Source organism: Cytophaga sp. (genome assembly GCF_051961495.1).
Lineage (GTDB): Bacteria > Bacteroidota > Bacteroidia > Cytophagales > Cytophagaceae > Cytophaga.
The window spans coordinates 21,116-45,170 of sequence record NZ_JBQCDF010000249.1; the positions used below are offsets into that span (position 1 = coordinate 21,116).

25 protein-coding genes are annotated in these 24,055 nt (G+C 42.7%); 10 read left to right on the top strand and 15 right to left on the bottom strand.

Going from position 1 to position 24,055, the window contains the following annotated elements; genetic code table 11:
* Positions 1-252 precede the first annotated feature (252 nt).
* Both ACTHJT_RS13635 and ACTHJT_RS13640 read left to right on the top strand, forming a co-directional pair.
* The gene (locus ACTHJT_RS13635) at positions 253-540 is read left to right on the top strand and encodes a hypothetical protein (RefSeq protein ID WP_440239090.1); all 288 of its coding nucleotides are present in this window, start codon (positions 253-255) and stop codon (positions 538-540) included.
* 824 nt (positions 541-1,364) lie between these two features.
* Positions 1,365-2,150 (top strand): hypothetical protein, encoded by a 786-nt coding sequence (locus ACTHJT_RS13640; RefSeq protein WP_440239093.1) that lies wholly within the window; start codon positions 1,365-1,367, stop codon positions 2,148-2,150.
* Positions 2,151-2,407: 257 nt separating this feature from the next.
* Here the strand turns inward: ACTHJT_RS13640 and ACTHJT_RS13645 are convergent, their stop codons facing one another.
* Positions 2,408-2,563 carry a hypothetical protein gene (locus ACTHJT_RS13645; RefSeq protein WP_440239095.1) on the bottom strand — a complete coding sequence of 52 codons (156 nt, stop codon included), beginning with the start codon at positions 2,561-2,563 and terminating at the stop codon, positions 2,408-2,410.
* Positions 2,564-3,073: 510 nt separating this feature from the next.
* On the opposite strand from ACTHJT_RS13645, the gene ACTHJT_RS13650 reads away from it, so the two are divergent.
* The gene (locus tag ACTHJT_RS13650) at positions 3,074-5,104 is read left to right on the top strand and encodes a DNRLRE domain-containing protein (protein WP_440239097.1); all 2,031 of its coding nucleotides are present in this window, start codon (positions 3,074-3,076) and stop codon (positions 5,102-5,104) included.
* A 390-nt stretch (positions 5,105-5,494) separates the two neighbouring features.
* Positions 5,495-5,677: a hypothetical protein gene (locus ACTHJT_RS13655; protein WP_440239099.1), complete on the top strand. Its 183-nt coding sequence runs from the start codon at positions 5,495-5,497 to the stop codon at positions 5,675-5,677.
* A gap of 223 nt (positions 5,678-5,900) precedes the next feature.
* On the opposite strand, the gene ACTHJT_RS13660 is transcribed toward ACTHJT_RS13655, so the two are convergent.
* The 5 genes from ACTHJT_RS13660 to ACTHJT_RS13680 form a co-directional block, all read right to left on the bottom strand.
* Complete coding sequence (locus tag ACTHJT_RS13660; protein WP_440239101.1) at positions 5,901-6,920, bottom strand: hemerythrin domain-containing protein; 1,020 nt, start codon at positions 6,918-6,920, stop codon at positions 5,901-5,903.
* Positions 6,921-6,981: 61 nt separating this feature from the next.
* Complete coding sequence (locus ACTHJT_RS13665; RefSeq protein WP_440239104.1) at positions 6,982-7,293, bottom strand: rhodanese-like domain-containing protein; 312 nt, start codon at positions 7,291-7,293, stop codon at positions 6,982-6,984.
* Between the two features lie 18 nt (positions 7,294-7,311).
* The gene (locus ACTHJT_RS13670) at positions 7,312-7,545 is read right to left on the bottom strand and encodes a rhodanese-like domain-containing protein (protein ID WP_440239106.1); all 234 of its coding nucleotides are present in this window, start codon (positions 7,543-7,545) and stop codon (positions 7,312-7,314) included.
* Between the two features lie 12 nt (positions 7,546-7,557).
* Positions 7,558-7,737 (bottom strand): DUF6132 family protein, encoded by a 180-nt coding sequence (locus ACTHJT_RS13675; RefSeq protein WP_440239108.1) that lies wholly within the window; start codon positions 7,735-7,737, stop codon positions 7,558-7,560.
* A 1-nt stretch (position 7,738) separates the two neighbouring features.
* Positions 7,739-8,191: an OsmC family protein gene (locus ACTHJT_RS13680; RefSeq protein ID WP_440239111.1), complete on the bottom strand. Its 453-nt coding sequence runs from the start codon at positions 8,189-8,191 to the stop codon at positions 7,739-7,741.
* 130 nt (positions 8,192-8,321) lie between these two features.
* Between ACTHJT_RS13680 and ACTHJT_RS13685 the strand changes: the two genes are divergently transcribed.
* Together ACTHJT_RS13685 and ACTHJT_RS13690 are read left to right on the top strand one after the other, a co-directional pair.
* Complete coding sequence (locus tag ACTHJT_RS13685) at positions 8,322-8,942, top strand: Crp/Fnr family transcriptional regulator (protein ID WP_440239114.1); 621 nt, start codon at positions 8,322-8,324, stop codon at positions 8,940-8,942.
* Positions 8,943-9,181: 239 nt separating this feature from the next.
* Positions 9,182-9,541: a hypothetical protein gene (locus tag ACTHJT_RS13690; protein WP_440239116.1), complete on the top strand. Its 360-nt coding sequence runs from the start codon at positions 9,182-9,184 to the stop codon at positions 9,539-9,541.
* A 138-nt stretch (positions 9,542-9,679) separates the two neighbouring features.
* Here ACTHJT_RS13690 and ACTHJT_RS13695 read toward each other — a convergent pair whose 3' ends face one another.
* The 8 genes from ACTHJT_RS13695 to ACTHJT_RS13730 form a co-directional block, all read right to left on the bottom strand.
* Positions 9,680-10,477, bottom strand: coding sequence for a DUF5995 family protein (locus ACTHJT_RS13695; protein WP_440239118.1), 798 nt, complete (start codon positions 10,475-10,477; stop codon positions 9,680-9,682).
* Positions 10,478-10,719: 242 nt separating this feature from the next.
* Positions 10,720-11,295: a DUF4256 domain-containing protein gene (locus tag ACTHJT_RS13700; protein ID WP_440239121.1), complete on the bottom strand. Its 576-nt coding sequence runs from the start codon at positions 11,293-11,295 to the stop codon at positions 10,720-10,722.
* Between the two features lie 23 nt (positions 11,296-11,318).
* Positions 11,319-11,729: a DUF4345 domain-containing protein gene (locus tag ACTHJT_RS13705; RefSeq protein ID WP_440239123.1), complete on the bottom strand. Its 411-nt coding sequence runs from the start codon at positions 11,727-11,729 to the stop codon at positions 11,319-11,321.
* Between the two features lie 54 nt (positions 11,730-11,783).
* The gene (locus tag ACTHJT_RS13710; protein ID WP_440239125.1) at positions 11,784-12,362 is read right to left on the bottom strand and encodes a YdeI/OmpD-associated family protein; all 579 of its coding nucleotides are present in this window, start codon (positions 12,360-12,362) and stop codon (positions 11,784-11,786) included.
* A gap of 108 nt (positions 12,363-12,470) precedes the next feature.
* Positions 12,471-12,857, bottom strand: a complete 387-nt coding sequence (locus tag ACTHJT_RS13715) for a DoxX family protein (protein WP_440239127.1) — start codon at positions 12,855-12,857, stop codon at positions 12,471-12,473.
* 144 nt (positions 12,858-13,001) lie between these two features.
* A complete protein-coding gene (locus ACTHJT_RS13720; RefSeq protein ID WP_440239129.1) occupies positions 13,002-13,469 on the bottom strand; it encodes an SRPBCC family protein in 468 nt (155 codons plus the stop codon).
* A gap of 3 nt (positions 13,470-13,472) precedes the next feature.
* Entirely contained in the window at positions 13,473-13,793 is a 321-nt protein-coding gene (locus tag ACTHJT_RS13725) for an ArsR/SmtB family transcription factor (protein WP_440239131.1), read from the bottom strand.
* A 174-nt stretch (positions 13,794-13,967) separates the two neighbouring features.
* Positions 13,968-14,414: a PepSY-like domain-containing protein gene (locus ACTHJT_RS13730; RefSeq protein WP_440239133.1), complete on the bottom strand. Its 447-nt coding sequence runs from the start codon at positions 14,412-14,414 to the stop codon at positions 13,968-13,970.
* A gap of 216 nt (positions 14,415-14,630) precedes the next feature.
* On the opposite strand from ACTHJT_RS13730, the gene ACTHJT_RS13735 reads away from it, so the two are divergent.
* From ACTHJT_RS13735 to ACTHJT_RS13750, 4 genes are all read left to right on the top strand, one after another.
* A complete protein-coding gene (locus tag ACTHJT_RS13735) occupies positions 14,631-15,428 on the top strand; it encodes a LuxR C-terminal-related transcriptional regulator (RefSeq protein WP_440239136.1) in 798 nt (265 codons plus the stop codon).
* Positions 15,429-15,778: 350 nt separating this feature from the next.
* Positions 15,779-17,386: a Na+/H+ antiporter gene (locus tag ACTHJT_RS13740; RefSeq protein ID WP_440239138.1), complete on the top strand. Its 1,608-nt coding sequence runs from the start codon at positions 15,779-15,781 to the stop codon at positions 17,384-17,386.
* 68 nt (positions 17,387-17,454) lie between these two features.
* Positions 17,455-20,514 carry a ligand-binding sensor domain-containing protein gene (locus ACTHJT_RS13745; protein ID WP_440239140.1) on the top strand — a complete coding sequence of 1,020 codons (3,060 nt, stop codon included), beginning with the start codon at positions 17,455-17,457 and terminating at the stop codon, positions 20,512-20,514.
* 26 nt (positions 20,515-20,540) lie between these two features.
* A complete protein-coding gene (locus tag ACTHJT_RS13750; protein WP_440239142.1) occupies positions 20,541-21,296 on the top strand; it encodes a LytR/AlgR family response regulator transcription factor in 756 nt (251 codons plus the stop codon).
* Between the two features lie 268 nt (positions 21,297-21,564).
* Here the strand turns inward: ACTHJT_RS13750 and pbpC are convergent, their stop codons facing one another.
* The gene (pbpC, locus tag ACTHJT_RS13755; protein ID WP_440239144.1) at positions 21,565-23,955 is read right to left on the bottom strand and encodes a penicillin-binding protein 1C; all 2,391 of its coding nucleotides are present in this window, start codon (positions 23,953-23,955) and stop codon (positions 21,565-21,567) included.
* Positions 23,956-24,055 lie beyond the last annotated feature (100 nt).

Consider the following 24,055-nt stretch of genomic DNA (forward strand, 5'->3'; position numbering starts at 1 on the left):
CTTGCTGATTTGTATTCACCGCGGCGAATGCAATCCTGGTATACTCACACACTCCACCAACATTTTTTAATATTGATAATTGAAATGCAATAAATAACTTTATACATAGTTTCTGGTGGAGTGCCGTTACACGATTTTAAATTTTAGCCACAACAAAAACATTCATTAAACCAGCAAACACTAAAAGAAGAACTGTATTCCCATTTTTAATCAACAAAACAAACCAAACACCCTATGGAATTTTTAATACATATGAGTAAAATTAAACCAGAGTTTAAACTCAGGAGCATCCAGGCAGATTCATTGTTTGATGCCGTGATGAAAACAACCACACTGGTGCTGACGCTTTGCGCGGAGGATCCGTTCACGTTTAAAGTGCGGCAGCTGCGTCGGGATGCACATACCCTCCAGTTTTATTTATCCTTCGATCAGCGCAAGGTAAAAATCCTGTTGTATGACCCGAAAGTACATGCCAGCGCCGAGACTGCCATCCGGAAAATTACCGTGGGTAGCGGCAAATGGGTGCGTATATTAAAATGATTATTTCTAAAACGGACAGTCTCACGCAGTCCGTTTTTTTTTATTGCCCGGCATTACAGATTCTGTACAGGTAAGTGTACAGCACCTGTACAGAATCTGGTATCCACCATACCATTTTCTGGCAGGCAAACTGTACAGGTACTTATATAAACATTATTAAACATTAAACATGTAAACGTTTTAAAAAACATAAAGGAATATTATTTAAAAAAAAATATTCTTGGTCAGGATTATTAAAGTTATCCTGGCTATTTTAAAGCTTGCTCAGGCTATTTTAGCGGCTTTGTAATATGATTCGTGGTTGATAATTGAAAGTGTCTTAAAACACTTCTTTGTGGCTTGTGTTTTTAAATTTAAGAATTCCGGGTCTCCTGAGGGTAGGCTCCTTGTAGTCTCCGCCTGGTCTCCTCCTGGGGAAAGCCTAGGGTCCTTCGATGATTAGCCTGTTTTTGAAAGAAACCACACCAAAACACCCCTTTTTTGTAAACATATGTTAATAATTTTTGCCGAACAAATACCTTTCATGTATGAGACATGTATGGCTGAAGTATGAGGACAGTATGAGCATAGTATGACCACAGTATGGGCATAGTATGACAACAGTATGAGGGTAGTATGAGGGTAGCATGAGGGTAGCATGCAACTACCATAGAAAAACCATAGAAATACCATGCGGCAAGTATGAAGTTAGTATGCAGACAGCATCCGGGCAGTATGCATGTGCTGTATACAGGTACATTGCCGGCGTATGGGGATAAATACCCAGATCATTTTTTGAAAAGCATATGAATTATCCGGATTTTTAGCCCATATAGTTAAACAACATGATGAAACACATAGTAATGCTGGCCGTGCTTGCATTGGCAACGGCTGCCTGTTCAAACGATAAGCTTGAGGAAAAAGGTTTTCAGGTAAGTGCTTCTCCGGAATCGGGTGGAGAAGATGAAGAGCAGGCCGATGGATGGCACAAAGACTCCTTGAAATTTGATACCCGGCCAAGCCATGTACTGCTTACCGGTGTGCCCAATGTCAGGCTGGCAACCATCTATAAAGTCAATGTCAATAAGAGGAACAATAGTACTTTCATTGGCTCCAACGGATTTCATTATAAGTACGAAGAAACGGAAGATCCGCATAATAGCTGGCACGGCAACCTGATGCCCGGACTGGAAGGCGTGTATGGTTATAACATGGTAAACGTCTCGCATTACGACATAAAAGAAAATAAGCAGCATAACTTATTTGAAAAACCGGTATTGATCAAAAGCGTTTATTATCCTTCCTTTTCAAAAGACACACTGAATGACAAGCCGGTTCAAAGAAACTATTTTATTGTTTCCGTTTACAACGATGATACCAATAAAGATGGCTTCATTAATTTAAAAGATCTGCGGAGATTGTACCTGTTTGATCTCAACGGTGAAAAACAAAAAGCACTGGTTCCTGAAAATTATTCTGTGTATAAATCGGAGTATGATTCAGCCAATGACCTGATGTATATCTTTGCGCGCCTGGATGCTAATAACAACGGCCGGGTGGATGTAAATGAACCGGCCAATATTTTCTGGGTTGATCTGAAAGACCCGATGAAAACGGGACAGCAATACTAAAAAGATTGCTGTCAAGTTTTTCTGTCCGGGTACTAATTTATTCAACATTAGTAGAAATTTTACAACATTCTTTTCAAAAAATAGTTGGCAGTTTGCGTGAAGCCCCAGCTTTGCACCATTACAAGCACCACACGTAAACGTGCCGAACTACGGCAAGGGCTGCTGCTTGCCGTGGTTCGGCACGTTTATGCTTCACTGTACTTCCATAAAAAGAAATAACGTATGCCGGCATAAACTGTCAACCACATAAGGTTTTATCAAGGCACAAGCGAATGCTTGCGCCAGCGGGGAGCACCACACGTAAACGTGCGAACTACGGCAAGGGCTGTTGCTTGCCGTGGTTCGGCACGTTTATGCTTCACTGTACTTCCATAAAAAGAAATACGTATGCCGGCATAAACTGCCAACCACATAAGGATATATCAAGGCACAAGCAAATGCTTGCGCCAGCGGGGAATGCTTGCGCCAGCTGTTTATATCAAGGCACAAGCGAATGCTTGCGCTAGCGGGGGATGCTTGCGCTAGCGGTGGATAGAAACAAATGAAAAGCATATACATATGTTAACAGAAAAGCAACGCGGCAAAACCTTCGTCTTAAACATTATCTTATGTTAAACAATCAATGTTATCATTAGATAAAATCTATATTACCATACCACTACTCTTATTGTTTGGTAATTTTTTTTAAAGTTACTTCGCCACACATTCATATCATCGTTGTCTCATGCTGCTGAATCGTTGCTGTTATCCGCGGCCTGTTACAGGGAATATGTTTTTAAATCTATCATTCATTTAAACCAGCAATCTATGAAACCAACTTAACAAAGGGCCATGAACTTTTATGAAAGGTTTATCTGCATTCAGAATAGCCTTTAATCTTTTTTATTGCAACATAATTTTTTTTCAACCAATCAAACAATTCTATGTTTAAAAATTTATTCAACAAGATTATTCTTGCTGCAGCAACTGTTTCAGCTATACAGGCTGCCGCGCAAACAACTGTTACGTTTACCAATGGACAGGATTCCTGGATTCGTAAGCAAAACGTTACAAGCTCTTACGAAACGACCAACTTCGGTACTCAGCCAACATTCCGTCCGTATCTATGGACACACAGCGGTGTGCCAACCGTGGGAAGAGGCTTATTGAAATATCCGGAGCTGTCGCAGATTCCGTCCAATGCTGTAATATCCAGCGCGACACTTTATATCTATTGTGATACCACAAGTACAGATATGAACGCGCATAATTACAATTACGCGAATGATAATTCCATCTACATCAGCCGCATTACTTCTTCGTGGACGGAGACTGGTGTTACCTGGGCTTCCAAGCCAACCTCAACTTCAACCAACCAGGTTAGCATCGCTGCTACGGGGTATCGTGCCAAAACCGATTACGCGGCAAATGTTACCGCGCTGGTACAGGACATGGTAAGCAACAGCAGCTTCGATGGTTTCCAGCTGGCACTGCAGGACGAGTCATTCAGCAACCTGTATCGCAACATGACGTTTGCTTCAGTGGACAATGCAACACCAGGTCTTCGTCCAAAGCTGGTTGTAACCTACACCATCCCTGCCAAAGCATTGCATTTCGATGGCAGCAACGATTATGTGCAGGCTGCTAATTACAGTGCCCTGAATACAGGTAACGGAGATTTTACCTATGAAGCCCGCATTAAAGCTTCTTCCACACAGGCGTATATGTATCCGACAATTCTTTCAGACAGAAATGCATCAACAGAGAATGGGGCTACGATATTTCTGGTTCCGGGTACCGACGTCTGGTCTATGGGCAAATTATGGATCAATATAAACGGAACAAATTATCCCTGCGCCAGCTGCCCTGTGTTAACAGACGACAGCGTGCACGCGGTTGCTGTTGTACGCAAGCAGGATACGTTGAAGTTTTATGTCGATGGTACATTACGTCAGAGCCGTACGGTAAATTCCGGTACTGGAAATATTACTGCCACCGGAGACGTGCGGATCGGTCATGACCTGGCGAACGCTTCTAATACTTATTTTAACGGAGATATTGCTGAAGCACGCATCTGGAACGTAGCTCGCTCAGGCACTGAAATTGCAGCTTCATACAATAAAACCATTGCAGGCAATGCATACGGACTAACCGGCTACTGGCGCCTGGATGAAGGTACGGGCCAGACGGCTTACAGCAGCGCGGCGGGTAATTTTAATCATGCAACGTTAGGCTCATCCACTTCTTCTGAATCAAGCGATCCTTCATGGGTTACCAGCACTGTCGGTATCAAAAGAGGCATCGGCTCTTCGTTCGAATTTCCGTTCAATGCAGGTACAATTGCGCAGGGCGCAAGCTACAGCAATACGCAAAGCAACGTAACATCCAACGGCTTTGATAATGATCTTGGAAATGCCAGCGATGATATTTACTATGCATTTACCATTTCATCAACATCACTGGTTACTGTAGATCATTGTTTGTCTGACTTATCGGATACATACCTGTATTTACTGAAAAGCGATAAGCAGGTAGTTACCTATGATGATGATTTTGGTCCTTCATGCAGCAGCTATAAAGCTTCCATCAGTGTAAACCTTTCTGCAGGTACTTACTACATTGTTTCAGAAGGCTACAGCACAAACGCAGGAAATATAACAACCCGCATCAGCGTTTCCGCGGCTACCGGTTCACCGGTTGCGCGCACAGCTGCAGTAGACGACCAGAATCAGACATATGTTATGCCAGCGGACGTTACAGCTTCACCGGCTGCCGGTGCTGTTGTTTCCTATCCAAACCCGGTGAAAAGCTACCTGAATTTTGGTGAAAAGGTACAATCCTACACCTTATACAATGCTGCAGGCATTCAGGTATTAAGCGGTGCGCAGGCAGAGGGGCTGAGCACGGAAGCACTTAAGCCAGGTATTTATATACTTAAAACGGATAACCGCACGGAAAAAATCGTTGTGGAATAAATCTCCGTATACCTGTACAAAAAAAAGTCCTGTCGTTTTTTAACGGCAGGACTTTTTTTATATCCTGTTAATCTCTCTGACGTCAGTTTTAGTCCAGCTTGGACTGATGTAAACCGTTCTGCATCCGCCGCGGCGGATCTGACTGCAATTATATATTACTGGTCCGGGACTGGAAAGATAAGGCACTTCCGCCGCGGCGGACATGCTATCGCTCAGACCAGCGCCAGCGGGTATATCAAGGCACAAGCAAATGCTTGCGCCAGCGGTGCAGCAGGGTAGCATTGGTTAGGTAGAAATTTTACAACATTCTTTTATTAACGTGCAAACACGTATTTATATCTGTACAGTAATTTTGTATCGATCAAGTTATAATTAAGATCAGATACAGCTATGAAAAATGTAAAACGCACATTCACACAGGGCGGCTTGCTTTCATTGAACCTGCTGCTCATGAGCTCCTGCAACATGAACATGGGGACGGCATATCATTCCGCCGCTGGCGGCTTTAGCTTGTTCGTGGTTTTCATGACAGCCGTTTACCTGAGTATTGAAGCTATACCGGATGAGTGGTAGAGGAGGGAACGGATTCTATTCGCTGTCAATAATTCAAATCCCAGAGCTGAAACTCCGGAGAACTGCGATTCCGAAAGAAGGCACAAGCGAATGCTTGCGCCAGCAGCGTTGTGAGAGAAGGCACAAGCAAATGCTTGCGCCAGTAGCGCTGTGAGAGAAGGCACAAGCAAATGTTTGCGCCAGCTGTGCCAGCGGACTGCAGGCTTTCACAGTGCCATGCAGGTTAAAGAGCAATCAGGTCGGGCGTAAACCCATCCAATTTATAGATCCCTAATTTTTTTTCTATGTGTTCGACATGATGAACCATTGTTTCAAAACCATCTTTGCCAAACAGTTTGTGTTCATTCTTTTCAAATTCTTCTCCCAGTGAATCATATTCATGCCGCGATACGATTTTCCTGAATGCAGGGAACAGCACAGTATCTTCCCGCGCTTCATGCGGACGGTACATCGTGTTAAAGGATGCCAGCAGGTTGATCAGTGTCTGCTGTTCATCGCCGCGCAGTGTCTTTTCGGCTGTGAGCTGCATGATCTGTGAGGTAATGTAACGTCCGGCCTGGTGTTGCCTGAGCAGCACATCCACAAGATCGGTCAGCTGGTTGGCTTTTTTGAAACGCGGGAACAGGTAATCTTCTTCCTGCTTCTCATGGTAGTCTTCAATGAATGCGCGGATGATCTTAGCTGAGTCTGCAAGCGCTTCCATCGGAAAGGATTCCTTACGCATCAGTTTCAGTTTGCAGGAGTCATAGATGAGCAGGATTCTGTTCAGCAAACCGTGTTCCTGCATGAGGTCTTCCGGTGGTGAAACTTCCTTTTCTTCATCTTCTTTCTCTTTTGAGCAGCCGATCAGAAAAAGCGAACCTGCCATGGCAGAGCCCGCTGCTATTTTTATTCCGGTTTCAATAAAACTCCGCCTGCTGTTATCTATTGTTTTTTCAGTTGTTTCCATGATCAAAAAGTATTTGTGATGAAGCAAGTTCACAAAGCCCGGGGAACATGTTGTTACATCAAACGGGGAAATGCTTACACGGCTATTGGTATGCAGGCTTTTCATGCTGTTAAACATTGCAGGGGGCTGCAATAGATACAAGGCACAAGCAAATGCTTGCGCCAGCGGATATTCGCCGCGGCGAAACCTTTTACCTTGCTTTGGTTCGCTGCAGCGGATATAAATTCCAGAGGGCTGCAATAGATACAAGGCACAAGCAAATGCTTGTGCCAGCGTGGGCCAGCGTGGAGGCACAAGGATGACCTTGCGCCAGCGGCAACCTTATGCCGGCGGAGGAATCATAGTTCAGACAATATTACATCAACTGATTCTGCAGCCGCATCCAGCCACCGCCGTTATGTACCTCGGCAAAACCGTTTGATTTCAGAATGCTTTTGGCTGAAGCGCTGCGCATGCCGGATGCACAACAGGTAATCACAACGGCATCTTTTTTTATTTTCGACAGGTTCTGCTTAAGTGTATCAAGCGGAATGTTTACAGAGCCTCTGATGTGGCCGCGCTGGTATTCTCCTTTTGTGCGTACATCAACAATAACAGCACCGTGTTTTACAAGTCCGGCGTAATCGACAGGTGTACCGCCGAATATTTTTTTGAGGAAGTTCATCATCTATAGGGTAGTTAGAAGTTAAGAGTATATTTGTTGCCAGGAACCACCATTTGTACAGCTGATGCCTAGCCCGTTCAGGAAATCTGTTGCCTGTCCGCTCCTGTAGCCGCTGGCGCAGCATAATACCAGCGGTTGTGCGAAAGCTTTTATTTCTGTTAAATGATCTTTCAGTTCCTGCAACGGAATGTTGATGGAACCAGCGCCATGTCCGGCGGTGTATTCCTGCGGACTTCTTACATCAATGATTGTCATGATTGATAGGGTTTATGTAGTTAATGTATGGAAGAGTATTCCACCCGATACTGCGCCGTAAAGGGTGCTGCTGATCGGGTTGGACGTGATCGGGCAGGTGCCGCCGGAACATCCGGCGAAGTAGTAATAAAGGTAACCTGCCAGCGCGCCAAGGACAATGCCTGCCAGAGTCAGTATGTATTTCTGTAGCATATTATGCAGCTGCATGTATTTTGTTGCTGAAGATGGTTACATCATTATAAACTACGTCCCAGGTAACGGGTATGATTTTTTTCAGCATGCTGCTTACACCACAATATTTTTCCTGCGAATCGGTAACAGCTGCCAGGGCCGCAGTCTTGTGTTCTTCGCTGCCCTTGAATATATAAATGAGATGTACAGCTGTATATTCCATGGGCGCACCCTTGCTTAGTTCTCCGCTAACCTGTATATCAAAGGAAGATACCTCGTGGTTTGTTTTCCTTAATATCGATGTCACATCCATGCCGGTGCAGCCGGATAAGGCAGTCAGAACAAATGGTTTCGGAATGGGGCCATTGTCTTCTCCGCCTACGCGTTCAGGGGCATCCATGATGATGGTGTGGCCGTTTACCAGACAGTTAAACTGCATTTTTTCCATCCATTGGGTTTCTATTGTATGATTCATGGCTAATGTGTTTATGTGAATTTGTTCTGCTAAGATCGCAGGTCGGGAATGCTTAGTCAGTTACTTTTGTTACATTAGATGAAAAATGTTTAAATAATTTAATTGATTTTATTTCAGTTAATTGTATCAGATGGATTTAGAAAATATATCAGAATTTAAATCTTCGCCTGAAATGCGGGCCAGTCTTTCTGCTTATGGAACAGCTAAGCATTATAAGCAGGATGATATTATTCTCAATGAAAGCAGCCATATAAAAGCTATTCCCATTGTTGTAAAAGGAAGTTTGCGGGTAATGCGTACAGAAGAAGACGGGAGGGAAATATTGCTTTATTATATTAAAGCCGGAGAAAGCTGTATCATGTCTTTTCTTGGTGGTATACACCAAGAGACCAGCAAAGTGAAGGCGGTTGCTGAAGAAGATGTAGAAGTATTGTTTCTGCCGGTTGATAAAGTGACCGCGCTTTTAAAAGAATTTCCGGAATGGCTGGATTATATTTTTAGGCTCTATCATAAACGGTTTGAAGAATTACTGGAAGTAGTGAATGCGGTAGCTTTTAAAAAGATCGATGAACGGCTGCTGGATTTCCTGCACAAAAAGGCAGAAATAACAAACAGTAAAACACTTTTCATCACACATGAACAGCTGGCGAATGAATTAGGAACCGCGCGGGTTGTTGTATCAAGGCTGTTGAAGCAACTGGAAATAAACGGCACACTGAAACTCGGCAGGAATAAGATTATTATTTTGTGAATGATATCCGTTTGTTGAAATAACATTTTTATACCTACCCTGATAAACTGAATAAAAATGCCCCCTTCGCCGCGGCGAAGGGGGCACATCTTTATAGTAATAGCAGGATTCAGATAAAACCCTACCGTGGTCTGTGGCACACTGACCACTTCATGTTTGAACGTACTTCTAGGTTTATTCAAATTATTTCTTAAATTAAATAATCTAAATAGATGTTTAAAAATTAACCGTATCTGATTATGTATACAAACCCATATTCCAGTGGCTTGAAATGGTATCATTATATTGCTGCTTTTTTTGCCGGACTTTTCCTCGCTAATTTTGTTCCGCATTTTGTCAATGGTATTTCCGGTGATCCATTCCCGAGTCCGTTCTCTAATCCGCCGGGCAAGGGACTTTCATCGCCGCTGATCAATGTGCTGTGGGCTTTGTTCAACCTGCTGGTTGGTTACCTGCTTTTCAGAGTCAGTAAAATAAGCCACCGGACTAAGCTTGCATTGTTTGTATTTTTTATTGGCGTGGCATTGATGAGTGTCAACCTGAGTATACACTTTGCAGAAAAAGACCATGGTGATGTGCCTGTTAAGGTGATACCCTAAGCCTATAAAGAATTGAAGCCATCGCGTAGGAGCGTATTGCATACGCCCTTCACCGTGGTCTGTGGCACACAGACCACGGTGAAGGCAGTCTTTGACTGCATTATATCAATCAGATAAATCATAGTTCAGCAAATAAGCCTATAAATTCTGCCCTACTGTAAAATGCTGCTTTTTATTTGCAGATAGAGCCGCAATAATTTCCTGTGGGTTTTTCCATTCAAATACATGGATCATCCAGATGGTGAATGCAAGCAGGCCCTGTTGCTTCACAATACTTTTTCCAAGTCGTAAAATATTCTGGTCGCGTTCCTGAATAGCGGCAGCGAGGTCAGCTTCTGCTTTGTCGTATAGTTCTTCCGCAAAACACCATGCGCCGTCACGTGCATTTTCTGTGCTGAACTGGATCAGTACAGAGCTGCTGTTGCTGGCATGCAGTCCCATTAACGACAGTAAAGGAGAAACTTTGTTCAGATCATTTATCGTCTTGTATGTGTAAGAAGAAATAATGGTATTGATGGTGTAAAAATCATCGCGTATGTTTTTCAACGGTTCGTTACGCCCGGCTTGTATTTGCGCTGTTGCAATACCCAGGTCTAAATTAATATGCGCACTGATACCGAGCATAAGGTGTTGGATGATGAGCACGGAAGATTTTTCGGTTTCCCGGAAAGCATATTGCCAGCAGGCGCTGAGCGTTTCTTTATTCTCCCATTGGTGATATGCCTGCAGGTATCGGTTTGCAAAAACAACATCCAGCTTCTCCATGCGTGCGCCATTTTGAAACAATCCCTTGTCAATGCCCTCTTTAATGCTTTGGGTAACGCTTAAATAAAGCGTGGCAAAATATCCGGCTCGTGTTTTTGTTTGGATAGACCGGGTAATAATGTTTTCCAGGGAAGTAATTACTTCATCAATGCTGGTAGCTGGTATGAACATGGTATTAAAAATTATAAATACGGGAAAATAGTTTTTATGTATAACGGGGCTGATAGAGGTGGGGTTTCTTTCCGGATTGATTTTTTAACGGGGATGGAATGCAGTCAAAGACTGCAAAGGATAACAGGCACCATCCGCCGCGGCGGAACGCTCCGCTAAGACTGGCGCCAGATATGCCAGAGAGCTTCTATGAAACTTAAAATATTAAGGCACAAGTATTCGTGCCTTTAAAAGATTGAAATTTAAACCTTCAGCATTCCCCTGAATCCACGTGCCGCATAATAGGATTCTGCTCCGTTGTGATACAGGAAGACTGTATCATAGCGACGGTCACAGAACAAAGCACCGCCGAGTTTGCGAATAGGTGCTGGTGTTACCACCCAGCTCGATGTTTTTAAATCGAACGAACCGAGTGTCTGCAGTTCCCGGTATTGTTCTTCCGTTAATAATTCAATGCCCATGTCTTCTGCCATCTGTATTGCACTGTCGGCAGGTTTGTTTTCTTTGCGGGCTTCCAGCGCCTGGTGGTCGTAACAAATGCTTCGGCGACCCTTCGGACTTTCAACGGCGCAATCGTAAAAAATATATTCGCCTGATTTTTTATCATAACCTACAACATCGGGCTCACCTTCGGTACGTTCCATTTCATGCAACGACCAGAGTTTATCCGGGTGGTTGTTTAGTTTTTTTTCTACATCAGTCCAGTTAATGCCTTTATGGCGATGCATGTTTTTTTCAAAACGTTTCGCGAGTACAGCAAGCAGCTCGGCTTGTTGTGCAGCTGTTAATTTCTTTTTGGTGCTGGAGCTTTTACTCATGGGATTAAATGTTTTAAGTTCTTTTATCGTAAGTATTGAAGCAGCATTAGCGACAGGCCAATGCCCATTTCTACATACATGATGAAGGTGTGGTATTTACTTGGCGAGCCGACTTTTCTGCTTGAGTAAAACCTGCCGAAACCTGCGCACATAACTACAAAGCCAATAAAGTAAATAATGCTGGTAGTTGTTGTTATATGAAAGATAAACCAGATCAGCATGAATCCGAAGGCAAAATACATTCCGCTCAGAAAGCGGAAAATATTGTCAAGCTTTGGCTGTGGCGGAATGGATGCTTCTATAAAACGTCCTGCACCTTTAAAAAACAAAATTGTGCCGCCTGTCAGGCAGATCATCGCCAGGGTTCCGAATATGAGTTGTAAAAGCAGTTCCATCGATACTGTTGTTTTAGCATTCTTTGCTGGCGCAAGCATTCGCTTGTGCCTGATTCCCTAACTGCGCCAGCTTGACGCAGCGGACTGCAGAATTTAATCATTCAATCCTTTGCCTTCAAGAATATCCGGTATGCATTTTTCAATGCGTGCCTCGCGGGTTTTAGATTGTTTGGCAGAAGAAAAATGCAGCAGGTAAGCGCGCTGGCGTCCCGGTGTCAATGTCTTGAATGCTTTTTTCAGTGCCGCATCTTCTTTCAGTACCTGTTTAAATTCTTCCGGCATTTCAAATTCAGAAGTTTTTTTCAGTTCTACTTTCAAGCCGGCTTTTTCAATAGCAATCGCTTCTTTTATATAAGCTTTGATTGAAGTTTTCAGTTTTGTGATTTCCTTAGCGCTGGTAAACCGCATCTGACGTGCTGCCTGTACATTTGCGGTCTGCTGAATGAGAATATCTTTCGGGGCCTTCATCAATGCGCCCTTGAAGAATAACAACGCACAATATTCCTTGAAGGTGTGGATCAGTACAATGTTGCTGTCTTCAAAAGTATAGCAGGGGCAACCCCACTTCAGTACTTCATTAAGGTCGCAGTCAAGTACAATTTCCCTGAGCAGTTCAATTTCTTCCTGCCAGGTTTTTGCTTTTGTAAAATAAAAATCAACTTTCGGATTCATGAGCATAATTATGAATTATAAGTTATGAATTGGAGTTCTTTTGCTTTAGCAAAAGAACTCCAATCATAATTTTTGAAATTATAGTAATCTATTCATAAGAAAAAGGAATTACAAATTGCCTGCGCCTGTTTTTCTGCTGTCGGGTCTCAGGTACCAGGATGTTATTGTCAATACCAGCAATAGTGAAGGGCCGAAATATGCCAGGGCTTCTTTATCACCGGCTGCTATATGCGAGAATAGTGCTCCTGACATGGCAAAGAAGAAGCCTGCATATGCCCATTCTTTTACCAACGGGAATTTAGGAACAAGTATTGCGATGACACCTAATAATTTCCAGATGCCGAGTATGGTCAGGAAGTAAAGCGGATAACCCAGTTTGGTGATCATGTCTGCTTCTTCCTTCATTTTCATTAGCTGAACAATGCCGGTTGATGTCATGCCTAATGCCAGCCAGCACGTAGCGATCCAGTAAATTATTTTTTTTGTCTTTGTCATAAGTTTGTTGTTTAGAATTAATTCTCTTTGATGATGGTTAGAGTTAGGACGGCCCCATTCGCCGTGGTATCAAGATGAAAGAACAGAAGAGTAAACAAGCGCGTCTCATAAAGATTATGAAAGAAAAACTGTTTAGAAGTTTAATCATTGATTCAACTTCGTTAATATTTCCTGAATCCTGTTATGCGCCATGTTTATGCCTTGTGCGAAAGGAAGCTTCAGCATCTGATCCCTGTCTGCATTGGATCTGTAAACAATCTGCATCGTGAGTTTACTTGTATCTGCGGTAAGCTTTTCAAATTCCAGAAATTCAAGCTGCACCGGAAACGGTGTATTTTCCATCTCAAATGTGCGTGTGATTTTTTTATCCGGCATGAATTCATGGATCGTACCATTGAAGTAATGTTTATTGCCTTTCGGATCCGTTGTCTCAAACTGGTAACTGCCATGCTTTTTATTTTCAAGCTTCAATACTTTCGTATTCATCCATTGTTCAACAATATCGGCCTCTGCATACGCCCTGAACAATAATTCCAGCGGCAGGTCAAACTCACGGGTGATGGTTAAGTCCTGCTTGCCGTCTTCGGCAAAGATCTTTGTTTTAACTTCCATGGGTTAATTGTTTTTTTTGTTTTTCATAATCTCTTCCAGTTTGTTGAAACGGGCATCCCACATGTTGCGGAACGGTTCTATAAAGTCTGCTACTTCCTGCATTTTTTTAGCGTTGATGTGGTAATAGATTTCCCGGCCGTTCTGTTCCTGTTTCAGCAATTCACATTCAGTAAGGATCTGGAGGTGCTTTGATACCGTTGGCCTTGCCGTATCAAAATTTGCGGCAATGGAGCCGGCGGTCATGGCTTGTGAGGCTACCAGCAGTAATATGGCTCTTCGGGTAGGGTCGGCGATGGCCTGGAATACGTCTCTTCTTAAATTCATTGTGTAGCTATTTGACTACGCAAATATATATGTAGTTATTTAGCTACACAAATTATTCCTAAGAAATTTTCATAAAATAATTTGAATGCAGTATTGATTACGGGAAAATGGGGCTGCTGAAAAAATAAGCAGGGAAATTGAGGTTAATCAATTTCCCTGCGAACGCTGCTAGCTTTATAAAGAAAAATCAATCGTTTTTATATAAGTACCTTTTTTATCAAAAATGACTTCCTGGTTTTTAATTTTAGCACTGTAGGTAACAAGCCCTGCAGCATCTGTAATTTTGAAGTATTCTTTCAGTGGTACATCTGAATAATTCACCTTAATATAGTCGTAAGCCGGTGCAGGCAGTGCGAAAGTAGTAATCTTGTCACGCGACTCAATCAGTTTTCCTTCCGATGAATACGTAGCATAACTTGTAGTAGTAGTACGTGTGTATTCAACTACGTAATCTGTATTGAATTTTTTCCAATTGATGTCAAAAGCTGAAGGATGACTTTTTGAAAATTCGTTTTTAACAGCAAGCGGTACATCTTCTTCTGATATACTCCGGGTTTGGGCTTGAACTTGCGCAAAAAGCGAGCAAGCACAGGCAAATACGATTAATAAATAAGTTTTCATAGCTGTTGTGTTTAGGGTTCTATCGTTTTATACGATAAAAATTGTAATTATTCCGTTATTTTATGTTGTAAATTTTAGTCAAATTGTTACACAATTCCCATTTTTGAGCGTTCTGAATCTCGAATTAACATAAAATTTTATTCAGAACATGATATAAATCAATATTTTGTCTTTTATGTCGGATTCAATATATTAGATACATCAACCCCGCAAAAGATGAAAAAGTCTACCCCAAGTTCCATTGATATTAGTACAAAAGAAGCTTTCGAATTGCTTGAAAGTTATAAAAAGCATTCAGCGGAAAAGTATTCACCTGAACAAATGGATGCCAATATATTCTCCCGGATTCTTCAGAATATTCCCGGAACGGTTATGGTAATTGATTTGCATACCAATAAGTATATCTATGTTAATACACCGGAAATTTTGGGATATGAAAGCAGCGAATTTATAGAAGGCGGATTACCACGGGTATTGCTGGTGTTTCCGGCGGCACATGGTTACATCATGATCCAGCAGATTTTTCCCGTCATGTTTAAATACTTTGATGAATACTGCAGGAATAAAGCCTACAAGGGGTTAAAAGTTACTTATCCGACACAGCTTATACACCAGGATGGAACAGTACGCTGGTATCAGCATACAATCAGTATCTTAACAACCGATGATGAAGACAGGCCTCATTTGCTGCTTAAAAGTATCTATGACATCCAGGATCATAAAAAAGATTCATCCATTGATTTTTGTATTTCTTATGTGAACAGTAAAAATGAAACAGAAATATTAGCTGAAGAACGGTTCCTGCCGGAAATCACCAATACTGTACTTTCTGAAAGGGAAGGGCAGGTGCTGAGCCTGATCAGCCTGGGTTTGACGAGTGCACAGATTGCTGAGAAATTATGCATCAGTCAGCATACTGTAAATACGCACAGAAAAAATATTTTGCGGAAAACGTTTTGTAAGGGAACTGCTGATCTGGCTATTTTTGCGTTGACAAACGGAGGTGATCAATAATTACTCTTCAATCAGTAAGATCCCCCCAGATTGTGAATTATGCGAAAGGCTACTAACACATAATGAAAAATCTCTGGAGGGATAATACTTCACATTAGGATTTTTGGGTATTGCAATTACAGTATCAAAATTGTGAAGTTAATTATCTGTAATCAATACCTAATACTAGTGATTTTTAGTTTGTAGCGACAATAAATCGTTGATCGTGAAAATATTAGCCGGGGGCTCTACCGGTCATTCCTGCGACTTGTCCTGGTCTTTCTCAAGAAAAAGGTTGAACAGGCTTATTTGCCTGCTTTTTGATTATTATTATTTATCTTTAATAAAGGAGGAAATTAAAATCTGAGGGCATGCAGCACGTATTTATTCAATATGTTTATCTGATTCTGGCAATTCTGGCTTTGGTTACGTTTGCTGACATTACAAAGGTTGCATATCCGATTATACTTGTAATAGGCGGTTTGGCCCTTAGTTTTTTGTCGGAATTTTCCAGTATGACTATTGATCCGGAAATTGTGCTTTTTATTTTCCTGCCCCCATTGCTTTATGAAGCTGCCTGGCAAACTTCCTGGAAAGAGTTCTGGAAATGGAAACGGGTCATCACCAGTATGGCATTTCCAATTGTGATCATCACAGCTTGTGTCATCGCGTTTTTTGCAAATGAAATTATTCCCGGGTTTACATTGGCGTTAGGATTTTTGCTGGGTGGGATCATTTCTCCTCCCGATGCGATTTCTGCAACTACCATCATGCGGCAGGTTGGTGCACCGAAAAGCCTGGTAAGTATTGCCGAAGGTGAAAGCTTACTCAATGATGCTTCTTCACTGATCATTTTCCGTTTTGCCCTGGTTGCTGTTATAACCGGACAGTTTCATTTTGGGGAAGCTACTTCCAGTTTCTTTCTCGTGGTAATTATGGGTACTTTAGTCGGACTTGCCGTAGGCGCAGTGTTTTACAGTGTGCACCGCTGGCTGCCAATACCGCCGCGCATAGAAATCATCATGACGTTTGTAACGCCGTACTGCATGTTTTATGCAGCGGAATATTTTCATTACTCAGGTGTATTGTCTGTCGTAAGCGGAGGTTTGTTGCTGTCAAGCAAACGCCAGCAGATGCTGAGCTACCGCAGCCGCATTCAATCAGAGAATGTATGGACAAGCATTGTGTTTGTTATGAACGGACTGATCTTTTTATTGATTGGCCTGCAATTGCCCTCTATTATAAATCAGTTGGGAGATACAAGCGTGGCTACCGCAACCTGGTATGGCATTGCTATTTCAATCATCTTGATTGTTACACGAATCCTGTGTATGCTTGGTGCATCTGCATTCACCATGTTCATGAGCAGATATATTACTGTTGCAGACGCCAATCCTGGCTGGAAAGGTCCTGTTATTCTGGGTTGGGCGGGTATGCGCGGCGTGGTATCGCTGGCCGCAGCTCTTTCTATTCCTTTATATATTGGCGGTACAGAATTGTTCCCGTTTCGTAACCTCATACTTTTCATTACATTTGTTGTAATCCTTATCACTTTGGTATTTCAGGGACTTACACTTCCTATGCTTATTAAATGGTTAAAGGTGGAAGGTAAAAGCGATGTTAAATCAGATCTTGAGCAGGAAAAGCTGATCCAGAAAAAATTATCACATTCATCTCTTATTTACCTGGAGAATAAATTTGTTGCAGATGGATTGGATAATGATCACATCAAAAATCTCCGGTCACGGTTTGAGCTTGAATTTAAATTCTTTGATACTGAACTGCTGGAAGATGTTGATCCGACGCATAAAAATACCATCCAGGAATATCATACAACCTATCTTGAGCTGCTGAACCACCAGCGCAGTCTGCTGGAAGAAATCAATCGCGGAGAAGAATTTGATGAAGAACTGATCCGTAAGTATTTTGCATTGATTGATTTTGAAGAACTAAAGATCCGCGAACAATCCCTGCAATAATCTTTGGATCGCAGCATACATTTTCAATTTATTCTTTCGTTCAGGAGTTAATTGCTATCTTCACTGTAATGAAAAGGCATCCGTTATCCATCCGGTTAGTTTTATTTTTTTTACTATGGCTATTGGTCCATGCAACAGGCGCTGCGCAGCAATACACATTCAAAAATTATTCTGTGGATGACGGGCTCGCACAATCACAGGTGTATACCATGTGCGAAGATAATACCGGTAGCATGTGGTTTGGGACAAGAGGCGGTGGACTGAGTCGCTTTGATGGTATTGACTTTAAAAATTATACGGTACAGGAAGGCCTTGTAAGTAATTACATTCGCTGTCTGTTGAAGGATAAAGCCGGCAACCTATGGATCGGTACCGATAACGGTTTATCTGTTTACAACGGAAAAGTTTTTGCAACTTATACCGAAGCAAAAGGTCTGGGTAATGTTGTTATAAATGACCTCGCTCTGGATAAAGAAGGAAACATCTGGGTTGCTACAGAAAAGGGAATCTATTGTACACAAAAAGATCGCATCGTTGTTTTTAATCCGCAGAATAACGTACCTGCCGGACGCTTCAATTGTATGCTTGCAGATTCCATCGGAAATATATGGGCCGGTAGCGATTATGGTCTGTATCGTTTCAGTAAAGAAAAAAATAATTGGTATACAGAGCATTTTACTGAAAAAGAAGGTTTGCCCAATCCGATTGTTACAGCGCTGAGTTTGCGCGGTGATGGCGGTATCTGGCTATGTACCTATGGCGGCGGAGCTGCGGCTTGTTACAGAGGAACATTTTTAAGCATAAATAAGTCTGACGGGCTTGCCAGTAATACGGTCTTTGATTGTGTGGATGCAGGTTCTGCAGTTGTATGGTTCTGCACCGCCAGCGGGATCACGAAATACGATCCGTCCAAAGAAAATCAATATATCCAAATTACTGAAACGGAGGGACTGGCAAAAAATGTTGTCATGTGTGCGTTTAAAGATTCATTCGGGAATCTTTGGTTTGGCACGTCCGGCGGTGGTGTCAGCAGGTTAAGCAGCGAACGCTTTATACATTACACGGCTATTAAAGGCATATTTGGTACCTGGGTATATTCGATCTTACAGGATCGCGATGGTGTCATGTGGTTTGGTACTTCTGAGGGCGGGGTCACTACATATGATGGTGTTTTCTATAAACGTTTTTCTGAACGCAATGGCTTTACCGCATCGAAGGTCAAATGCATCACGCAGGATATGGAGGGTAATATCTGGCTGGGTACCATTTCTGATGGCGTGTACATGTATAATGGAAAAACATTCCGCCACTTCAATCACCGAAATGGATTAAGCAGCAATTTTATCAATTACATTCTGGCAGATACCAGCGGCCGCATCTTACTGGCTACGGCAGGCGGTGGGATCAGCTGTTTGCTGCCTTCAAAAAATAATACGTATAGCATTAAAAATATCCGTCCACGTGATGGTCTTGCCGGCGACCGCATTCATACGCTGGCTGCAGACCGGAATGGAAATATATGGGCAGGAACTGCATCAAACGGTATCAGTGTAATTCGGTTTGAAAAAGATCATTCGTACACTATAAAGAATTATCAGAAGAAAGATGGATTGTCGAGCATCGCTATCCGGTGTTCAACAATGGATCCAAACGGGAACATTATTTTTGGTACAGCAGATGCGGGCCTTATTATTTATGATGGAAAGAAATTTTATTCAGTCTCAAAGCAGCAGGGTTTGTATTCCAATAATATATACTCCTGTATCTATGATGTTGAGGGCGATTTATGGATCGGTACAGATAAAGGCATTGATCGGATTTTGTTTACAGCCGGCCATGCGATTGCAAACCAAAGACACTATGGCAAGTCTGAAGGTTTTACAGGTATTGAAACGATACAGAATGCTGCATGTCTGGATAAGGATGATCATATCTGGTTCGGTACAGTTAAGTCAGCAACCGTTTTTAATCCTGCTGCCGACCGTAAAATACAGGTGCCGCGTGTACATGTTACAGGTATGCATTTGTTTTTTGATGCGGTTGAAAAAACACCTAACGGAAAATCAGTTACACCCTGGTTTCCGCTGCCTGAAAATTTAATTCTGCCGTATAACCAGAATCATTTGAGTTTTGAATTTATTGGTATCGAACAATCGAATCCGGGAGCAGTGCAATACAGATGGATGCTCGATGGTTTTGATAAAGACTGGGCACCGTCTGCAATTAAGCGGGAAGCCGTGTATTCAAACCTGCCTCCGGGGACATATACATTTAAGGTGAAAGCTATGAATGAATGCGGAGAGTGGAATGAAACTCCTGCACAATATACATTTACGATTCGGCCGCCATTCTGGCAAACATGGTGGTTTATACTTTCTGCTTTTGTATTAGTGGGGCTAATTGTGTGGTTTATTATTTCAGCTGCCTTGCGCAAATTGAAGAAAGAAAATATGCGGGAAAAACAACGTCTGGAAGCGGAACGGTCACTAATAGAACTGGAACAGAAAGCGCTGCGTCTGCAAATGAATCCGCATTTTCTTTTTAATTGTCTGAATTCCATTAAAGGATTAATTGCGGAAGAGAAACCTGAGCAGGCAAAAATATATCTTTCAAAATTTGCCAGGCTGATGCGCTCCATGCTGGACCATTCCATGGAAGCCTTTATTACATTGGAGAATGAAATCATAGGTTTGCAGATGTATGCTGAACTTGAAAAATTGAGCAGGGATGATGCCTTCGATTTTAGTATTGGAATTGATCCTGCAATAGATCCGTCCTTCATAGAGATTCCGCCTATGCTGGTCCAGCCGTTTGTAGAGAATGCAATTCTGCATGGCATGGCCGGGAAAACTGGCAAGGGTAGAATAACCGTGTCGTTTACGCAACAGGAAAATTATCTGCATTGCGTGATTGAAGATGATGGCGTAGGTCGTATAAAAGCTGCAGAAATGAAACAGGATTTTATGCAGCACAAATCGGCTGCCATTACGGTAACACAGGAACGATTGAACATTCTGAATAGAAAGCTGAACCTGGAAGCAATTAAAATTACAGTTGAAGATTTGACGGATGCTCAGCAGAAACCTTGCGGTACCAAGGTGACGCTACTGATTCCGTTTCAACAGTAGCATTTCGAAAATGATCATGTAACGTTATGATAAAAGCATTAATTATTGATGATGTTGAAAAAGCCCGGATTGCCCTGAAGAGTGATCTGAAAACATATTGTCCGGATGTAGCAGTAATCGGTGAGGCCGATGGCGTTGAAAGGGGAGTAGAGCTGATCAGGCAAACAAATCCGGATGTGATTTTTTTAGATATCCGTATGTCAGACGGCAGCGGTTTTGATCTGATTGCAAAATTGCGGCAGCAGGGTGAGATTCGTTTCCAGATCATCTTTACTACAGCTTATGATGAATATGCAATTAAGGCATTTAAATTCAGCGCCACCGATTATCTGCTAAAGCCGGTAGATCATGAAGATCTGATACAAGCGGTGCAGAAAATAAAAAAGGATTCCGGACAAAACTTCCTTCGTGAACACATGGAAGTTTTGATGGAAAGCATGAAGGGCATCAAGACTTCCAATAAGCGTATTGCTCTGAACAGCATGGATAAGGTGCAGGTTGTGAATGTGGATGATATCATACAATGCGAATCACAAAAAAATTATACGCTGTTTTATCTTACTAATAAAAAACAAGTGCTTGTAACACGCACGTTGAAGGAGTTTGAAGACATGCTGGAACAGGATAATTTTCTGCGTGTACATCATTCACATCTGATTAATATAAAGCATCTGCGGGAGTATATAAAAACAGATGGCGGTTATGCTGTCATGTCAGATGGATCTCAGGTGCCTGTGTCTGTTCGCAAGAAAGAACAGTTGTTGAGTTTGCTGGGGCTTTGAGTGTGTTCCCATATTTGTCTAACCCACGTCCGCGGCGGCGGATCAAGCGTGAAATGTTCACCCTATGCCTGACCGTCTGTTTCACAGCCGATCCGGCCTTGCCCAAAGTTGAAATCGTAACTTTTAGTTGTTCATTCATTCGCCTCTCATGACTAAAGCAGTGGGCTCATCACCTCCCTTGGCTTCAGTTGCGGGCTCATCCTCTCACGCATTCCCACGCTGATCCGCCACGGCGGACGTGGGTTAGACAATTTGGAAACTTCGTTTATCAATCAGTTTTAAGATTCTCCAATACTTCAAAGTCTATTTTTAATATTTCACCGCGGTCATCTACCAGTGTTAATACATGACTGCCTGGCTCCGGAAATAAGGCCAGCTCGTGCGTGCCGGTCGTTTCACCCAGGAAGAAATCATCCACATGCCAGTAAATAACACCGCCGGTTTTGGGATGTGTCGCCTGGAAGACTGTTCTGCTCATAGAACCATCGAGGTTTACAGGAATATAAATGCGGCTAGACGGATGGGGGTAAATCATCTGCATGGATTTTTCTTCGTCGCCCGTACATTCTCTTCGTAAAGCCGGTAAGGTTTCATAGTCAGGATTTTTTCTTTTATAATACCTGGCTTGTACCGGCGGTAATACAAAAAAAGATTTTGTGATCATGTCTGCAGGTGATATGCAGCCAGCGTTTACGCGTTGCCCGGCTGAATCCAGGTGTACCTGCATGTGGTAGGGACAAGGTGTAGTTTTGCTGCCGGATTGCGGCATGGCGATGATTTCTGTATGCATGCAATATTCGCCGGCTTTGTGTCCGCTCTCACGACATATTTCCATCTTGCTTGTATTCGCTTCAGGAAATTCAAACCAGTTTGTATTATAATCAAGCACATGGAAGATATCAAAGAGCAAAGGTGCTGCCGCAGAAATACCTGTTAAGCCTGGTCGGCCTTCTCCGTCTGCATTGCCTGTCCATACTGCCACTACATAGCGGGGTGTACAGCCGACAGCCCATCCATCACGGAATCCGAAGCTGGTACCTGTTTTCCATGCAATCCTGCCTGAAGAAGAAAAGTTCTGCCAGTTGCTTTCAGCATCCGGTCTTACCACTTCCGACATGGATTCAAAGGTATACCAGATGGCCACAGCATCCAGCAATGCATGTTCATGCAGCTGTTGTTCTTTGTTAGTGGATTTATATGAACGTGTGAGATTGGTATTTAAAGGGTGAAAGACATTCGGGTCATACTTATGATTGTTTTTATTGAACTGTAATAACGATCTGCTCATCCCTGCATACATCGCTCCGAGATCCCACAGACTTGTCTCGGCACCGCCCAGAATAAGTGAGAGGCCATAATGACCGGCAGGTTTATTGAGTGTGGTCATACCCATTTTTTTTAGCTCATTGCAGAAACGGTCTGTACCATGCTGCTGCAGCATGCGTGCAGAAGGGATGTTCAATGAGCGGGCAAGGGCTTTTCCGGCAGGCACAGCACCATCGTAACTGAGGTCGAAATTTTTCGGCGTATAACCACCAAAGTGTGTAGGGATATCCGGAATCAATGTATTTGGAAGAATTTCCCCGGCATTTAACATATGTGCATACAACATAGGTTTTAAAATGCTGCCGCTGCTGCGGCGTGCATGCACAACGTCTACCTGGTTGTTATGTGCATTGGCTGTATCTGTAGTATTACCAATGTATGCTACTACATCTCCGGTTTCTGTTTCGATCACCAGTGCTGCTGCGTTATAAATATTATTTTCCTGTAGCTGGTGGCTGTTTCTGTTTACAATGCTTTGTACCTGTTGCTGAATATGTATGTCCACCGTGGAAACATATACCGCAGAAGTATTTTTAACCTGTTCTTTGCGGACAGTCTCAGTCAGGTGCGGGGCAAGGTCCGGTAATGGAAGCGGTTGTCCGGGCAGCTCTTCTTTTTTTGAAAGCGCACAGGTAATCGAATCGATGATGTTTGCTTCATATAATTTGTTGAGCAGCCGGTCACGTTTTTTTAATAAGAGTAAACGGTTTTTGCCCGGGTGTATGAGCGAAGGACTGTTGGGCAATACTGCCAGCGTTGCTGTTTCGGCCCATGAAAGCAAAGAAGAATTTCTGCCGTAATATTTCCAGGAGGCAGCTTCCAGGCCCACAACGTTTCCACCGAAAGGTGCATTGGCTGCATATAGTTCCAGGATTTCTTTTTTTGAATAACGGAGTTCGAGTCTGGTTGCTAAAATTATTTCAATGAATTTCTCTGCAAACGTACGGGCCTTGCCTTTTCGTGCAAGTCGTACCACCTGCATGCTGATGGTGCTGCCGCCGCTTACTACTTTATTTTTTTCAGTATTGATTTTAAATGCCCGCATTAAGGCGCATACATCCACACCGGGATGCGATCTGAAGCGTTTGTCTTCAAAACAGATAATAGCCGCCTGGAATTTTTCAGGTACTACTGTGTGATGCGGAAAGCGCCATTGTCCGTCGTTGGCAATACGCGCGCCCAACAGCGAGTGGTTTTTGTCAAGTACAACCGTTGATACCGGATCCCTGAATAGAGGATCCGGTAAACAGAAAACATAACCAAGGCATAAGGCTGTAAATAGTATAGAACCATGTATGCGGTGTTTTTTCAGAAATGCAAAGACCCGTTTCATAGATACTGAGGTGATGGCGTTACTTCGATCCACATACCGTGTTTATGAGCGTTAATGGAATGATCATACATGGCTTCAGAATATACAGTAGGTAAATAAA

Coding starts and splice junctions, on each gene's coding strand:
- pbpC (WP_440239144.1), bottom strand. CDS start 23,955: ATGAAACGGGTCTTTGCATTTCTGAAAAAACACCGCATACATGGTTCT.
- ACTHJT_RS13685 (WP_440239114.1), top strand. CDS start 8,322: ATGGATTTAGAAAATATATCAGAATTTAAATCTTCGCCTGAAATGCGG.
- ACTHJT_RS13725 (WP_440239131.1), bottom strand. CDS start 13,793: ATGAATTTAAGAAGAGACGTATTCCAGGCCATCGCCGACCCTACCCGA.
- ACTHJT_RS13690 (WP_440239116.1), top strand. CDS start 9,182: ATGTATACAAACCCATATTCCAGTGGCTTGAAATGGTATCATTATATT.
- ACTHJT_RS13720 (WP_440239129.1), bottom strand. CDS start 13,469: ATGGAAGTTAAAACAAAGATCTTTGCCGAAGACGGCAAGCAGGACTTA.
- ACTHJT_RS13640 (WP_440239093.1), top strand. CDS start 1,365: ATGATGAAACACATAGTAATGCTGGCCGTGCTTGCATTGGCAACGGCT.
- ACTHJT_RS13675 (WP_440239108.1), bottom strand. CDS start 7,737: ATGCTACAGAAATACATACTGACTCTGGCAGGCATTGTCCTTGGCGCG.
- ACTHJT_RS13735 (WP_440239136.1), top strand. CDS start 14,631: ATGAAAAAGTCTACCCCAAGTTCCATTGATATTAGTACAAAAGAAGCT.
- ACTHJT_RS13710 (WP_440239125.1), bottom strand. CDS start 12,362: ATGAATCCGAAAGTTGATTTTTATTTTACAAAAGCAAAAACCTGGCAG.
- ACTHJT_RS13705 (WP_440239123.1), bottom strand. CDS start 11,729: ATGCTTGCGCCAGCAAAGAATGCTAAAACAACAGTATCGATGGAACTG.
- ACTHJT_RS13665 (WP_440239104.1), bottom strand. CDS start 7,293: ATGATGAACTTCCTCAAAAAAATATTCGGCGGTACACCTGTCGATTAC.
- ACTHJT_RS13645 (WP_440239095.1), bottom strand. CDS start 2,563: ATGTGGTTGGCAGTTTATGCCGGCATACGTATTTCTTTTTATGGAAGT.
- ACTHJT_RS13745 (WP_440239140.1), top strand. CDS start 17,455: ATGAAAAGGCATCCGTTATCCATCCGGTTAGTTTTATTTTTTTTACTA.
- ACTHJT_RS13670 (WP_440239106.1), bottom strand. CDS start 7,545: ATGACAATCATTGATGTAAGAAGTCCGCAGGAATACACCGCCGGACAT.
- ACTHJT_RS13740 (WP_440239138.1), top strand. CDS start 15,779: ATGCAGCACGTATTTATTCAATATGTTTATCTGATTCTGGCAATTCTG.
- ACTHJT_RS13680 (WP_440239111.1), bottom strand. CDS start 8,191: ATGAATCATACAATAGAAACCCAATGGATGGAAAAAATGCAGTTTAAC.
- ACTHJT_RS13700 (WP_440239121.1), bottom strand. CDS start 11,295: ATGAGTAAAAGCTCCAGCACCAAAAAGAAATTAACAGCTGCACAACAA.
- ACTHJT_RS13635 (WP_440239090.1), top strand. CDS start 253: ATGAGTAAAATTAAACCAGAGTTTAAACTCAGGAGCATCCAGGCAGAT.
- ACTHJT_RS13695 (WP_440239118.1), bottom strand. CDS start 10,477: ATGTTCATACCAGCTACCAGCATTGATGAAGTAATTACTTCCCTGGAA.
- ACTHJT_RS13715 (WP_440239127.1), bottom strand. CDS start 12,857: ATGACAAAGACAAAAAAAATAATTTACTGGATCGCTACGTGCTGGCTG.
- ACTHJT_RS13730 (WP_440239133.1), bottom strand. CDS start 14,414: ATGAAAACTTATTTATTAATCGTATTTGCCTGTGCTTGCTCGCTTTTT.
- ACTHJT_RS13750 (WP_440239142.1), top strand. CDS start 20,541: ATGATAAAAGCATTAATTATTGATGATGTTGAAAAAGCCCGGATTGCC.
- ACTHJT_RS13655 (WP_440239099.1), top strand. CDS start 5,495: ATGAAAAATGTAAAACGCACATTCACACAGGGCGGCTTGCTTTCATTG.
- ACTHJT_RS13650 (WP_440239097.1), top strand. CDS start 3,074: ATGTTTAAAAATTTATTCAACAAGATTATTCTTGCTGCAGCAACTGTT.